Source organism: Nocardia sp. NPDC050713, from assembly GCF_040654315.1.
Taxonomy (GTDB): Bacteria; Actinomycetota; Actinomycetes; order Mycobacteriales; family Mycobacteriaceae; genus Nocardia.
On sequence record NZ_JBFAHS010000008.1, the window covers coordinates 108,703 to 125,467 of the forward strand.

Here is a 16,765-nt window from a genome sequence, read left to right on the forward strand (position 1 = left end):
GGATCGGGGTGCACACTAGGCCGATCCCGCCGAACAGGCCTCACAACCAGGTACGCAGGACCTCCGCGATTTGCCGGAGAGCCGAGTCGGTGGTCATTCGCCAGTGCGTGGTGTCCACCGGGTGGTTCCGCACGGGGCCGGTGACCGCGGCCGACCAGGTCGACGCACCGGCGGAGCCCGTCGGATCACCCTCAGCGGCAGTGAAATACACCAACGGTCCATCGAAAGCGCGTGGGTGATAGGCCGCGTCGAGGTCGACCGAAGCAACCGCGGAGTCCACGACTCGTTGGATCCGCTCGGCTCCGAAGGATGCGAACGGCTCCGGCAGCGCGCTCAATCTCTGGGCCAGTTCCGACAACTCCACCGTCCCGTCCAAGCCGAATTCCGCGACTCGATCGCCGAGCAGTCCCCCGAGCATTTCCGGCACCGAGACTGCGTGGGAATCAGCGGTGGAACGCAGGTGGCTGTCCATCATGCCCAGCAGCGCCACCTTTTCGCCCTCTTCTTGGAGCTGAACGGCCATGGCGTGCGCGAGCACACCGCCGAGCGACCAGCCGAGCAGGTGGTACGGCCCCTCCGGTTGCACGGAGCGCACGTGCTCGACGTAGAGCCGCGCCCAGTCCTCGATCGAATCCGGAAGCGGTTCATCCGAACTCAGGGCGGGCGACTGAAGACCGTAGAGGGGCCGGTCCGTGTCGAGGTGCGCGGCGAGACCGGCGAAGGACCAGGAGATGCCACCGATCGGGTGGACGCAGAACAGCGGCTCGGCGGACCCGGAGGTGCGCAGCGGGAGCAGCACGTCGAATGCCGCTGCCGCGCTTCCGGCGCCCTCCGCGCGGAGCTGGGCGACGATGCCCGCCGGTGTCGGCGCGGTGAACACCCACGCCACCGGAATCGTCTCGGCCACCGCCTCGCTCAACCGCGCCGACAACTTGGTCGCGATCAGCGAGTTGCCGCCGAGCTCGAAGAAGTTGTCGTCCAGGCCGATTCGATCGAGGCACAGGACTTCCGCGAACACCGCGCAAACGGTGGTCTCCAGCGGCGTCGACGGAGCGCGGTAAGCGCCGACGGCGAATTCCGGTTCTGGCAGCGCCGCGCGGTCGAGTTTGCCGGACGAGGTGAGCGGGATCTCGTCGAGGACCACGATCGCCGCGGGCACCATGTGCGACGGCAGCGTCCGCGCGGCCCATTCGATCAAAAGACCGGAGTCCAGACCGAGTACACCCATCACATACGACACCAAAATGGTTGCCCCGGCCGCGTTCTCCCTGCCGATCGTGACGGCGAAGTCCACCTCCGGGTGCTCGACGAGTACGGCGTCGATCTCGCCGAGCTCGATGCGGAACCCGCGAATCTTCACCTGGAAGTCGGTGCGGCCCAGGCACTCCAACTCCCCCGCCGCGTTCCACGCCACGAGGTCGCCCGTGCGGTACATCCGTGTGCCCGCGTCGAAGGGGTTCGCCACGAATCGCTCCGCGGTCAGGTCCAGCCTGCCGAAGTAGCCGCGGGCCAACTGCACACCCGCCAAATACAGCTCACCGGGGACACCGACCGGCACCGGCCGCAGCCGCGAATCCAGGACGTACACCTGACTGTTCCAGACCGGGACTCCGATCGGCACCGCCACGTCGTCGGCCGATCGCACCGGGTGACTGGTGATCGACACGGCAGCCTCGGTCGGACCGTACACATTGAACAGCGCCGTACCCCGCGCGGCCACCGCGAACCGGCGCGCCAGCGCGGCGGGCAGCGCCTCACCGATGGCGAACACCCGGCGCAGGGAATCCGGCAGGCGACCCGTCAGCAAGGCCTCCAGTTTGGACGGCACGGTGTGCAGCGTCGTCACACCCTCGCGCGCCATGAGGTCGTTCATATACGCCGGGTCCCGATGGCCGTCCGGTGCGGCGATCACCAACCGGCCGCCGCCCACCGCGGGCGACCAGAACTCCCACACCGACACGTCGAACGTCGACGCCGTGTTCAACAGCACGACGTCGTCGGCGCACAGCTCGAATTCCGCTGTCTTCCAGAGCAACTGATTCACGATCGCGCCGTGCGACACCGCGACGCCCTTCGGGCGACCGGTGGAACCCGAGGTGAAGATCACGTACGCGGTGTGCTCGGCGCGCAACGGCGCGAGGCGATCCAGGTCGGTGAGCACCGACGAGTCCACCGCCGAGAGGTCCAGCCGATCCAGGCGCACCACCGGCGCGGCGGACGTGGTGAAATCAGCGTCGGCGTCGGTCAGCACGCAGACCGGCGCCGCCGTCTCGAGGATGTACTCGGTCCGCTGCGCGGGCTGATCCGGATCCACCGGCACGTACGCACCGCCTGCCTTGCTCACCGCGTACATCGCGACAACCAGATCCACCGACCGCCGAAGGGCCAGCGCCACCCGCGACTCCGGCGCGACACCCAGCGAAATCAGATAGCGCGCAAGGCGGTTCACGCGCGCATCCAACTCCGCGTAGCTCGTGGGAGCGCCGTCCGCGGCGATCAGCGCTACCGACTCCGGCGCGGCGGCGACGGCCGCGTCCAGCAGGGACACCAGCGTGGCGCTCGTATCCACCCGGTGCGCGGTGTCGTTCCAGGTCGCGAGAATTCGAGTGCTCTCGTCGGGCGCGAGCAGATCGATCGCACCCACCGGCACCGTCGCTTCGGCGGCCACCGCGTCCAGCACCCGGACGAACCGGTCCGCGAAACCGCGCACCGTCGACTCGTCGAACAGGTCGGCGGCGTAGGTGAAGACGCCGCCGATACCGGCGGGCGCGCCCGCCGCGTCGTAGCTGTCGGCGACGATGACATGCAGATCGAACTGCGCCAGCTGCCGATCCGTTTCCCACGCGGCGATCGTCAAGCCCGGCAGTTCCATGCTGGCCTTGGCCAGGTTCTGGAACGACAGACCCACCTGGAACAGCGGATGCCGTGCCGTCGACCGCGCCGGATTCAGCACCTCGACCAGGCGCTCGAACGGGATGTCGGCGTGGGCGAAGGCCTGGAGGTCGGTGTCGCGCTGCCGCGCGAGCAATTCCGTGAAGGTCGCGTCCGGATCCACCCTCGTGCGGAACACCAGGGTGTTGACGAACATGCCGATCAGATCGTCCAGCACCTCCTCGCCGCGACCCGCCACGGGGGTGCCGATCGCGATGTCGTCGGTGCCCGACAGCCGGGCGAGCAGCACCGCGAGCGCGGTGTGCACGACCATGAACAGGGTCGCGCCGTTCGCACGGGCCAGCTCCGCCAGCGCCGCGTGGGTGGGGGCCTCGATGCGCAGCGGTACCCGCCCACCCACGAACGACTGCACCGCGGGCCGCGGCCGGTCCCTCGGCAGCTCCAGCTGATCCGGAAGATCGGCGAGCGCCTGTCGCCAGTAGGCGATCTGCTCGTTCGCCATCGATCCCGGCTGATCCTCGCTACCGAGCAGCGCGCGCTGCCACAGCGCGTAATCCGCGTACTGCACGGGCAGCGGTGTCCACGCCGGAGCCTGCCCCACCGAGCGGGCCGCGTACGCCGCCGCCAGGTCACGGGTCAGCGGACCGCCCGAGAAGCCGTCGCCCGCGATGTGGTGCACGACCATGGCGAGAACGAATTCGCGATCAGCCCGGAACAGGGCGGCGCGGACCGGCACCTCGGCGGTGACGTCGAATCCGGTCGAAAGAAGTTCCACCACAACGGATTCGACGTCGTCCACGTCGCTTACGCGCAGCTCCGGCACATCGGGATGTTCGGGAGGCAGGACAACCTGCACCGGACCGTCCTCGAACTGCGGGTACACCGTGCGCAGAATCTCGTGCCGCGCGACGAGATCGGTGAACGCCCGCCGCATCGCGTCGACGTCGAGCTCACCGGTCAGCCGGATCGCGACCGGGATGTTGTAGGCGGCCGATCCGGTGTCGAACCGGTTGAGGAACCACATGCGCTGCTGCGCGGGCGAGAGCGGAATGCGTTCCGGCCGTGGCCCCGCCACCAAGGCGGGACGACCGCCCCCGGTGAGCTTCGCGAGCTCGCGCGCGCAACCCGCGACGGTGGGCGCGGCGAACAGCAGACGCACCGGGACCCTGGCGTTCACCGCCGCGCCGAGGCGCGCGGTCACCCGGGTGGCCAGCAGCGAGTTGCCGCCGAGCTCGAAGAAGTGGTCGTCGGCGCCGATCCGCTCGATGCCGAGCACCTCGGCGAAGACCTCGGCGACGATCCGCTCCGACACCGTGGACGGCTCCCGGTAGGTGCGCGCCGCGAACTCCGGTTCCGGAAGGGCGTTTCGGTCGAGCTTGCCGCCCGCGGTCAGCGGGATCTCGTCGAGCACGACGATCGCCGCTGGCACCATGTGCGACGGCAGTGCCCGCGCTGCCCACGACGTCAGTCGGTCGGGATCGACGCGACCGGTCACGTACGACACCAAAGCGACTGCGCCGTTGGGGTTCGCGCGTCCGACGGTCACCGCGTAGTCGACCTCGGGGTGCCCGGAGAGCACCGCGTCGATCTCCCCCAGTTCGATACGGAAGCCGCGGATCTTCACCTGGAAGTCCGTGCGACCAAGGCACTCCAGTTCCCGGCCGTTCGATTCGGTCTCCGGCACCCACCGGACGAGATCGCCGGTCCGATACATCCGCTCGCCGGGCATCCAGGGGTTCGCGACGAAACGTTCCGCCGTGACACCGGCGCGGCCGTGATAGCCGCGTGCGAGCGCCGGGCCCGCCAGGTACAGCTCACCGGTGACGCCCACGGGCACCGGACGCAGCCGCTCGTCGAGCACCGCCGCCCACACTCCGGGCACCGGACGGCCGATCGTCACCCGCTGTCCCGCAAGCAGAGTCGCATAGGTGGCGCCGATCGTTGCCTCGGTCGGACCGTAGCCGTTGATGAATCGACGTCCCGGCTGCCACTTGGCCAGCAGATCGGGCGTGGTGGCCTCGCCACCGGCGGACACCACCGCCAGGTCGTCCAGGCCGGACGGATCGATCGTGCCGAGCAGCGCGGGCGTGATGATCGTGTGCGTCACCCGCTCCGCGCGCAGCAGTTCGTGCAATTCCGCGCCACCCACGGTGTCCGGCGGCGCGATCACCAGCGTCGCCCCGCTGTAGAAAGCGCTGGACAACTCCTCCACCGACTGGTCGAAGCTGGGCGAACACACGTGCAGCATCCGGTGTTCCGGCGCGAGCCGCAGCATGTCGACCGTGTGGCCGACCAGTCCGCCGAGACCGGCGTGGGTCACCGCGACACCCTTGGGCAGACCCGTCGATCCGGACGTGTAGATCACGTACGCGGGATGCGAAAGACGCAGGGGCGCAAGCCGATCTGCATCGGACAGGGGCGTGGCTGCCTGAGCCGCGCATCCGGCCTGTACGGCGGGATCGTCGAGGACGAGCCAATCGACCGCATCGGACAGTCCTGTCGCCTGGTCCGCGACGGTGATGCCCAGCGCCGCACCGGAATCGGCGATCATGTACCGAACCCGGTCCACCGGATAGGTCGGGTCGACCGGCAGGTAAGCGCCACCGGCCTTGGCGACCGCCCACACCGCGACCACCAGCTCGTAGGAGCGCCGCATCGCCAGTGCCACCACCGTTTCGGGTGCGACACCGCGCTGGATGAGGACGCGTGCCAGCCGCGAGGACTGGTCGTCGAGCTCACCGTAGGTGTAGCTGCGCCCCGCGTCGCGCACGGCGATCCGGTCCCTGCCGAAACGCACGCCGCGAACCAGCAGCTCGGGCAGCGTGGCGACGTCGACAGGGTCGCCGCCGCCCATTCGGGTCAGCCGCTCGTACTCGTCCGCGACGAGTAGCGGCAGGTCGCCGACGACCGTGTCGGGCCGGTCCGCGATGGCCGTCATGGCCAGGACGAACCTCTCGGCGATCAGGCCCGCGTCGCCGAAACGCGCACGGGCGAAGGACATCTCGCCGTGTCCATCCTCGGTGAACGAGATGGCGAGGTCTCCCACAGCTTCCGGCTGTCCCTCGAAGGACAACGCGACCTGGAACAGCGGATGCCGAGCCGACCGCCCCAGCAGATCGACCAGCTCGTCGAGCGGAATACCGGCGTGCGCGAATCCTTCCAGCTCGACACGGTGCGCGTCCGGCAGGAGGTCGGCGAACCGCGCGCACCGGTCGACTCGGGTACGCAACACCACCTCGGCGCGACGACCACCGGGCACGGGTGACCCGATCGCGATGTCGTCGACGCCGGAAAGACGCGCGAGCACAACAGCCAAAGCCGTGCGCACCACGGACGACCAGGTCACCCCGGCCGTGCCCGCGAGCTCGCGCAGCCCATGCCGCACCTGCTCCGGAACCGAGAACTGCACCAGCCCACGGTCGTTCGACGGCACAGCGGGCCGCTCGCCCGGCAGCTCCAGCTCGGGCAGCCCCGCCAAAGCCGTCCGCCAGTAGCGGGATCGGGTGATCGTGTCGTCCGATTCGACGTCGAGCAGCAGCACGGTCTCGGCGGCGGTCCGGTCCGGCGTCGCGACGAGCTCGCCGAGCGCGCGCTGAAGCCGATCGGCGACGGCTCCCGCCGTCTCGTCGGCGACCAGGTCGCGCCGGTACTTCACCTGCACCAGCGTTCGGCTGCCGAGGAAGACCAGCACGGTGATCGGATAGTGCGTGTAATCGCCGCCGCCCAGGCCTTCGACCCGCAATCCGTCGAGCGCGCCACTCGCCTGCCGCAGCCCCTCGACATCGACCGGGTACGACTCGAAGACCAGCATCGTGTCGAACAGCTCGCCCTGACCCGCGACGCGCTGAATGGCGCCGAGCCCGAAGTGGTGGTGGTCCAACAGCGAGACCTGCTCGGCCTGTACGCCTTCGACCAGTGCCCGGACCGTCGTGCCGTGATCGAACCGGATGCGCACCGGGATCGCGTCGACGAACAGGCCGATCATCTCGCCGATGCCGTCGAGTTGCGGCGGTCGCCCGGAGATGGTGGCGCCGAAGACGACGTCGTCGCGTCCGGTGCCCGCCGCGATCACCAGACCCCACGCGGCTTGGAGCACCGTGTTGGCGGTGACCTCGGCAGCCGACGCGAACGCGGTCAGCGCGGCGGTCTCCTCGGTCGACAGCTCGAATTCGCGCAGGCCGAACCCGCCACCCGTCGGCGCTGGCCACGTGAGCTCGGGCGCGAGCATGGTCGGGGCGACGCCCGCCAGCACCTCCGACCAGGCCCGCTCCGCGACGCAGCGGTCCTGCTGCGAAAGCCACCGCAGGTAATCGCGATAGGGCCGGACCGGCGGCAGCGGCGACGCGTCGCCACCGGTCGCGTACAGGACGAGCAGTTCCTTCATCAGCAGCGGCATCGACCAGCCGTCGAGCAGGATGTGATGACCGGTCAGCACGAGGTGATTGCGGCCGGAATCGGTGCTGTACAGCGTGAATCGCAGCAGCGGAGCCACGGCCGGATCGAATTCGGTGCGCTGCTCGGCGGCCAGCAGGCCGGGCAGGTCGGCGTCGGCGACGCCGTCGATGATGCGCCAAGGCATGTCGAGGTCGTCCACCACCAGCTGCACCGGCGTCCCGTCGGCCGCGGTGACGAAGGCGGAGCGCAGGTTCGCGTGCCGGTCCAGAATGGTCTGCGCGGCCCTGCGCAAGCGGTTCGTGTCCAGTTCGCCCGTCAGCTCGGCCGCCAACTGGATGATGTAGGCGTCGACCGACCCGGCCAGCAGTTCGATGAGCACCAGGAGCGAGGACTGTAGCGGCGAGAGCGGCAACACGTCCGACAGGCCCGGGTAGTCCCGGCGCCAGCGGTCGAGATCGATCTGTGAGACGCGCACCAGTGGCACATCCGAGGGCGTCAATCCGCCTGCGGCCGGGTGCTTCACGTGGTCGGCGACGGCGGTCAGCGCGGCCGTCCAGTCGTCGGCCAGCTCCCGCACCGCCGCCTCGTCGAGGATGCCGCTCGCGTAGCGGAAGCTCGCCTGCATGCGCGGGCCGGTCGCAGTGTCGGCCACGATCGCGTTGATGTCGATCACCACGCTGACCGGCAGGGCCGGATCGTGTTCGACGTCGATCTCGCCGAGATCGGCTGTCGGCAACCAGCTTCCGTCGGTCTGGTCGACCTGGCCGCCCGCCGAAGCGCGGCCGAGGTAGTTGAAGCCGATCTGGCCCATCGCAGCGGCGAGCAGCTCGGCGGTATCCGGGTTGAGATGGCGCAGCATGCCGAAGCCGATGCCCTTGTCCGGCACCGCGAGCAGTTGCTCCTTGACCGATTTCAGGACATCGGCCAGTACCGCGCCGTCGGTGAGCGCGTGCGCGGTGTCGATGTCCGACAGGTCGATCGCGACCGGGTGAACGCTGGTGAACCAGCCGAGGGTGCGCGTGAGATCCGCGCCAGGAACCACGGTTTCCGCACGTCCGTGGCCCTCGAGGCGAATGCGGGTCGTCGGGGAGTCGACACCGCGCCGCGCACGCCACGCGCGCACAGCCAGCGCCAGCGCGGCGAGCAGGCCGTCGTTGACGCCGCCGCGATACAGGGCGGGCAGCGTCGTCAGCAGCGCCTCGGTGACCTCGACGGGGACCCGCACCGTGATCGACCGCATCGTCGGCTCGGTGTCGAGCGCGCAATCGACGGCGCGCGCGCCGAGCAACGGATCCGGCGTGGCCAGTACCCGTTGCCAGTGGCCTACCTCGGCGGCCCGCTCCGGGCGGGTGGCGGCGTCGGAAAGTCCGTGCGCCCAGCGCCGGAACGAGGTGCCGACCGCGGGCAGTGCGATCTCCTGCCCCGCCGCGCGCTGCGCCCAGGCCAGCACCAGATCGGGAATCAAGATGCGCCACGACACCCCGTCGATGACGTAGTGGTGCGCCGCGACCGCGAGCACGTCGCGCGCGCCGGACCGGCGCAACCAGGTGAAGGCGATCATTCTCGCGGCCGCCGGATCCAGCGCGGCCATCGCCGAAGCCATTGCCGCGCTGCCGATTCGGGTCAACTCGGCATCGTCGACGACGGGTACGTCGACCTCGGTCACCAATGCGTCGGCATCGACCGCATCACTCGGCAGCGCCTCGAACCGCCACCGGCCACCGTCCTGCCAGACGCGGGAACGCAGCACATCGTGCCGGTCCAGCACCGCCGCGATGGTCGCGACGATCCCGGCGCGATCGATGCCCTCGGGCAGCGCCAGCACCGCGGTCTGGGCGAACCGGTCGCAGGAGCCGTTGGCGAGGAATTCCGCGAGCACCGGCGTCAGCGGAATCTCACCGACACCGCCGCCGGGCAACTCCGCCAACACCAGTGGCGAAGCATCGCCGCCGACGGTCGCGACGCGCGCCAGCCCCGCGACGGTCCGGTGTTCGAAGACGTCGCGCGCGGTGAAGACGATCCCGGCCGCCTTGGCCCGCGACACCAACTGGATCGACATGATGCTGTCGCCGCCGATCGCGAAGAAGGAATCGTTCACCCCGACCGTCGCGACACCGAGCACCTGGGCGAACAGTTCGGCCAGCCGCGCTTCGACAGGGCTCGACGGCGCGCGGGTGGGCGTCGTCTCGAAAATCGGTTCCGGCAGCGCCTTTCGATCCAGCTTGCCGTTGGTGGTCAACGGCACTTCGTCCAAGACGACGATCGCGGACGGCACCATGTGCGCAGGGAGAATCGTTTCCGCGTGCTCGGTGAGCCGCGCCGTGTCCACCGAGCGGCCCGGCGCCGCGAGCACATACGACACGAGCGCCGTCGATCCCGACGCCATCTTCCGTCCGACGGTGACCGCGAACTCGACGTCGTCGTGTCCGCCGAGGACCGCGTCGACCTCGCCGAGTTCGATCCGCAGACCGCGCACCTTGACCTGGGTGTCGACGCGCCCCACGTACTCGAGCTCCCAGTGCGCCGAGGGCGATGCGGCGTGCCAGCGCACGACGTCACCGGTGCGGTACATCCGCGCGCCGGGAGCGCCCCACGGGTTGGCGACGAAACGCTCGGCGGTCAGCCCCGCGCGGTTCCGATAGCCGCGGGCCAGTCCGCCGCCCGCCAGATACAGCTCCCCCGCGACACCCGGCGGCACCGGGTTCAGCCGCGCGTCCAACACCAGCGCGGACATGCCGTGCAACGGCGAACCGATCGTCACGCGCTGTCCTGCGGTGAGTTCCGCGTACGACGCGGCGATGGTCGCCTCGGTCGGACCGTAGGCGTTGAGGTAGCGGCGACCGGGCTGCCACTTCGCCACCAGTTCCGTGGTCGTGATGTCGCCGCCGACGCACAACAGCTCCAGCGCGTCCAACCCCTCCGGATCGACGGTGCCGAGGACCGCCGGGGTGAAGATCGCGTGCGTGACCGCCTCGGTGTGCAGCAGATCGCGGAGCTCCGAGCCGCCGACCACGGTCTGCGGCACGATGACCAGCGTCGCGCCGACGGAGAACGTGCACAGCCACTCGAGCACCGAGGGGTCGAAGCACGGCGAGCAGAGGTGCAGGAACCGGTGGTGTGGCTCCAGCCCGTAGCGGCGAACGGACTCGTCGCGCAGGGCCTCGAGGCCGCCGTGGGTCACGGTGACGCCCTTCGGCACGCCCGTCGAACCCGACGTGTAGATGACATACGCGGGATGCCGCATACGCAGTGGCGCAAGGCGATCCGCGTCGGTCACCCGGTCCGCCGACTGCGCGCGGCAGAGCTCTTCGGTCGCAGGATCGTCGAGTACCAGCCAGTCCACGCCGCCGGGGAGCCGATCGGCGTATTCCGCGACGGTGATGCCGAGCATCGCCCCCGAGTCGGACACCATGTGCCGCACCCGCTCCACGGGATAGCCGGGATCGATCGGCACGTGCGCGCCGCCCGCCTTGGCGATGGCGAGGGCCGCGAGCACCATGTCGGCCGAGCGCGGGAGGGCGACGGCGACGAGACGCTCCGGGCCCACGCCGCGCCGGATCAGCGCCCGCGCCAAACGCGATGTGCGCTCGTCGAATTCGCCGTAGCCGATGGACCGGCCACGGTAGCGCACCGCGACGCGGTCGCGGCCCAGGTCGACGCCGCGGGTCAGCAGGTCGGGCAGCAGGCCGGTGGCGATGGCGTCGTCGGCGGCGACGCGGGTCAGCAGCGCGTGTTCGTCGGCGTCGAGCAGCGGGAGGTCACCGACGGAAGTCTCCGTTCGGAGCGTCGCGGCCGTCAGTAGCCGGAGGAAGCGCTCGGCGAAGACGCTGATGGTGTGGGCGTCGAAGAGTGCGCTGGAGAAGGTGAAGTTCGCGGCGATGCCCGCGGCGCGTTCGCTGATATGCAGGGACAGATCGGGCTTCGCTGCCGATGCGTCGACAGTCGATTCGAGATGCGGTCTTGCCGTGTTGTTTTCGGACTCGAGTGGACGGTCGCCCGCCGAGAACATCGTTTGAACCAGCGGGTGACGCGCAGCCGACCGATCCGGGTTCAGCAATGCCACCAGGCCGTCGAACGGTAGGTCCGCGTGTCGGAATGCCTGTAGGTCTATGTCTTTCGTCTGCGATAGTAGATCCGCGAAGGACATGCCGCCCGGGACTCGGGTGCGCAACACCAGCGTGTTGGCCGATCCGTCGACGCCGGGTGTACCGATCGGGATGTCGTCGGTGCCCGATAGTCGGGCCAGCAATACCGCGAAAGCCGCGTGCACGACGGTGAACACCGTCGTGTCCGCCGCACGCGCGACGTGTCGCAGCCGGTCGTGCAGCTCGGCATCGATCTCGAAGTCGACCCGGCCGTCCGCGGCCGTCGGCGCCGCGAGCCGCGGCCGATCCGTGGGGAGGTTCAGTTCCTCCGGCAGCCCGGCGAGCGCGCTGCGCCAGTACCGCGTCTGCGCGATCAGATCGTCGCGCTCATCCAGCGACTCCATCGTCTCCGCCAGCGTGCGCTCGGGCGCCGCGACGAATTCGCCGAGCAGCGAACGCAACCGGTCCGCGAGCGCCCGCGCGGTGGCGGGAGTGACGGCGTCGTTGCGATGCTGCACCTGGAGCCGCAGCTCGGCGCCCAGTTCGACCTGGATCGCCACCGGGTAGTGGGTGAAGTTGACCCCTTGCAGGTCGACGATTTCCAGCCCGTCGATCGTCCCGTACGCCTCACGCAAGCCGTCGGCATCGACGGGATACGACTCGTAAGCCAGGATCGAGTCGAACAACTCCCCCGCTCCGGCGGCGCGCTGAATATCGGCGAGTCCGACGTGGTGTCCTTCGAGCAGCGAAGCCTGTTCGGACTGAAGCTGTTTCAGCAGCTGCCACACCGAGATGTCGGAGTCGAACCGCACCCGAACCGGAATGGTGTTCGCGAAAAGACCCACCATCTCGTCGACGCCGTCGAGCTGCGGCGGACGGCCGGACACCACCGCGCCGAAGACCACGTCCGTGCGCTCGACGCAGGCCGCGAGCACCAGACCCCACGCCGCCTGCACCACCGTGTTCACGGTGACCTCCGCCGCCGAGGCGAACGCCGTCAGCGCGGCCGTCTCGTCCTGCGACAAGTCCGCGGCGCAGTCACCGTAGCCGTCGGCGGGGTGCACCGGCGGCGCGAGGGACGCGGCGAGCATGGTCGGCGTCGTACCGGCCAGCGCGTCGTGCCACGTGCCCAGCGTGGCGTCCCGGTCGTAGCGCGCCAGCCAGGCGAGATAGTCGCGGTACGGCCGAATGCGCGGCAGCGGCGTCGAATCACCGTCTGTCGCGTAGAAGATCAGCAGATCCTTCATCAGCAACGGCATCGACCAGCCGTCCAGCAGGATGTGGTGCGCGGTGAGCACCAGGTGGGTGCGCCCGGAATCGGTGCGGTACACCGTGAATCGCAGCAGCGGCGGCGTCGCCGGGTCGAATCCGAGGCGCTGTTCGGCCGCGAACAGCGTCGCCACGTCGGCGTCGGGTGTGTCGACGACCTGCCACGGCACGTCGAGTCCCTCGCTCACGAACTGAACCGGTGCGCCCTCGGCCGAGGAGCCGAACGCCGAGCGCAAGATCGCGTGCCGATCCAGCATCGCCTGCGCCGCCCTGCGGAGCCGATCGAGGTCGATGTCGCCGGACAGCTCCACCGCCAGTTGCAACAGGTAGGGGTCCGCGCCGGGCGAAAGCTGGGTCAGGAAGAGCAATCCGAGTTGCAGGGGCGAGAGCGGCAGCACGTCGACCAGACCCGGCCGCTCCCGCCGCCAGGTGTCGAGCTCCGTTTGGGTGACCCGCACCAGCGGGACGTCCGCCGGTGTCAGCCCACCCGCGGACGGGTCATGCACGTGCCGGGCGAGCACGCTGAGCGCGGCGACCCAGTATTCGGCCAGCTCCCGGACGGCGGCCTCGTCGAGGATCTCGGACGCGTACGCGAAGGACGCGGACAGCTGCGCGCCGGAGTCGGTGTCGGTGACGAGCGCGTTGATGTCCACCACGGCGGCCGCGGGCATGTCCGGATCGTGCGTGGCGTCGGGGTCGCCCCAGTCGGCGGTCGGCAGCCAGCTCCGGTCGGTCAGCCCCTCCGGCAGATCGCCCGCGGAGATCCGGCCGAGGTAGTTGAAGCCGATCTGGCCGAGAGCACCGCCGAGTTCCCCAGCGGTGTCCGGGTTCAGGTACCGGAGCATGCCGAAGCCGATGCCCTTGTCCGGCACGGCGAGCAGTTGCTCCTTCACCGCCTTGAGCAACGCCGCGGTCGCGTCGCCACCGCGCCAAGCCGCCTCGGCGTCGACGCCGGACAGATCGAGCGCCACCGGATACATGGTGGTGAACCATCCGACGGTACGGGTCAGATCGGCACCGTCGACGGTGCTTTCCTCGCGGCCGTGTCCCTCGAGCCGCACCCTGGTCGCCGCGGCATCGACACCCCGGTTCGCCCGCCAGGCGCGAGTCGCCAGCGCCAACGCCGCGAGCAGCCCGTCGTTGGCTCCGGCCCGGTACAACTTCGGCAGCTCGGTCAACACCGCATGGGTGACCTCGGCGGGCGCCGCGACGGTGAAGCGCCGCACCGTGTCGGCCGTGTCGACGGCCGCGTCGAGCGCTCGCGCGCCCAACGGCGGATCGGCGATGGCGAGAGTTCGCCGCCAGTAAGGCAATTCGCCGGTGCGTCCCCCGGCGGCCTCGACCAGACCGTGTGCCCACCGCCGGAACGAGGTGCCGACACCCGGCAGGGCGATCCGCTGCCCCGCGGCGTGCTGCGCCCAGGCGGTCACCAAGTCCGGAACCAGGATTCGCCAGGACACGCCATCGATGACGTAGTGATGCGCGGCGACGATCAGTGCGTCCCTGCCGTCCGGGCGGGTGAGCCAGGCGAAGGCGATCATCCGTCCCGCCGTGGGGTCCAGCGTGTCCACCGCCGAATCCATTGCGGCGCCGGCCGCTTCACGCAGTGCGTCGATGTCCAGGTTCGCGGCGACGTCGACGCGGGTCAGCAGTGCGTCCACATCCAGCGAGCCGGACGGCAGGGCGTGCAGTCGCCACTGCCCTTCGACGGATCGGATTCGGGCGCGCAGCATGTCGTGGTGATCCAGCACCGCGGCGAGCGTGGCCACCAGGGCCGCCCGATCGATGTGTTCGGGCAGTTCGAGCACCATGTGCTGGGTGAATCGGCCGAACGGCTTGCCGCCGGACAGGTAGGCGGCGAGCACCGGCGTCAGCGGCATCTCACCGACGCCGCCGCCCGGTAGCTCCGTGAGCACGGGCGCGGATTCCCCGCCGAGCACCGCGACCCGCGCCAAACCCGCGACGGTGCGGTGCTCGAACACGTCCTGGGGCGTGAACGAGATTCCCGCCGCCCTGGCCCGAGAAACCAGCTGGATCGACAGGATGCTGTCCCCGCCCGCGGCGAAGAACGAATCCTCCGCGCCGACCCGCCGCACGCCGAGCACCTGCGCGAACAACTCGGCGATCCGGGATTCCACCGGCCCCTCGGGCGCTCGCGAGACGGCCACCTCGAACACTGGCTCGGGCAATGCCTGCCGGTCGAGTTTTCCGTTGGCGGTCAACGGAATCGCGTCGAGCGCGACGAACGCGGACGGCACCATGTGGCCGGGCAGCGAGGTTCCCGCGAAGCGGGACAGCTTGCCGAAGTCGAGCGAAACACCCTCGCGTGGAAGGACATAGGAGACCAGGACGGTCGCACCGGAGGGTGCGACCTTGCCGAGCGTCGCGGCGTACTCGATATCGGGGTGCGTGGTGAGCGCGGCGTCGATTTCGCCGAGTTCGATGCGGAAGCCGCGGATCTTCACCTGGAAATCGGTGCGGCCCAAGTACTCGATGTCGCCGTCGGCGGTGCGGCGCACCAGGTCGCCGGTGCGATACATCCGCGAACCCGGCGTGGCGCCAGAGGGATTGGCCACGAACCGTTCCGCCGTGAGCGCGGGCCGCCCGAGGTAGCCCTGCGCCAGCGCGGGACCGGACAGGTAGAGCTCGCCGGTCACTTCGGCGGGCACCGGACGCAGCCGCGCGTCCAGCACGACCGCGCCGATACCGGGCAGCGCGGCGCCGATGGTGATCGGCTCTCCCTGCGCCAGCGCGGCGCTGCCGGTCGCGAGAATGGTGGCCTCGGTGGGGCCGTAGCCGTTGTAGAAGGACCGTCCCGCGTCCGCCCACCGCGCGACCAACGCGGGACCGAACGCGTCACCCGCGACGACGACGACCCGCAGGTCGTCCAGCCCGGCCGGATCCACCGACTCCAGTGCGGCCGGTGTGATCAGCAGGTGCGTGACGCGCTCGCGGCGCAGCAGGTCGGCCAGCTCCGGACCGCCGAACACCGTCGACGGCGACACCACCAGCGTCGCGCCGGACCCGAAGGCGAGCAGCAGCTCGAGCACCGAGACGTCGAAGTTCGGGGAACACACGTGCAGCACCCGGGCGCCGCCGTCCACCCCGTAGCGCTCCCGGACGGCGGTGACCAAGCTCGCCAGACCCGCGTGGGTCACGGCGACGCCCTTCGGCCGACCGGTCGAGCCGGAGGTGTAGATGACGTAGGCGGGATGCTGTTCGGTCAGCGCGCGGACCCGGTCGACGTACGAGATCGGGTGCGCGGGCCGGGCCGCGATCCGCTCCCGATGCGCGGGATCGTCGAGCACGAGCCATTCGATGCCGTCACCGAGGCGCTGGCGGTGCGTCGAGGCGGTGAGGCCGAGCACCGCTCCGGAGTCCGCGACGAGGTAGGCGATGCGGTCCGCGGGCAGTGTCGGATCGACCGGCACATAGGCCGCGCCGGTCTTGGCGATGGACCAGACGGCCAGCACGGACTCGATCGACCGGGTGAAGCCGATGGCGACGACGTCGCCGGGGCCGACGCCGCGCTCGATCAGTTCGCGCGCCAGGCGCGAGGAGGATTCGTCCAGTTCGGTGTAGGTGAGTTCGCGCCGATCGCCGGGCTCGCCGGTCGGGTCATAGCTGATGGCGATCGAGTCGGCCGCGGACTCGACCGCGGCGGTCAGCAGCTGGACGAAAAGCGGGTTACTCGACCTGCGACGAATTCGACCCCGAACAGCACGACGAACTCCATCCATCCGAGTACTACATCCCTCTCGCGTCCAGCCCGCAGGTTTCGTCGAGACCCACGAACCCGGTCGGACGACCCGCCTGGGAGCGGGACAGTGTCTAACAAAGCGAGAAGGAATCGATTCACAGGGGCAACTTCGGCCCCTATCAGACCACAGGTCGCGGCGTGATGAGATGTCAGCCACATTCGCCCAGGCAGGGGCCTGCCCGGGCGATTGCCAGATCTTAGCCACACCAGCACGTGACCCAGACACCCGGCGGTAGGCAGCTCTTCGCCGAGAGACCTGCCCGTACCTCATCGCGCCGCGACGCGATGACAGCCGGGCTCGTTCGAGACACCTTGTTAAGGTTGTATCAAGATCGCCTGGTGATTGCTTCGGCGAGTTCCGAGG

General features: G+C 69.9%; 1 protein-coding gene. It reads right to left on the bottom strand.

From position 1 onward, the window contains the following. Positions 1-40 precede the first annotated feature (40 nt). The gene (locus AB0H49_RS17105) at positions 41-16,606 is read right to left on the bottom strand and encodes an amino acid adenylation domain-containing protein (RefSeq protein ID WP_357252342.1); all 16,566 of its coding nucleotides are present in this window, start codon (positions 16,604-16,606) and stop codon (positions 41-43) included. Positions 16,607-16,765 lie beyond the last annotated feature (159 nt).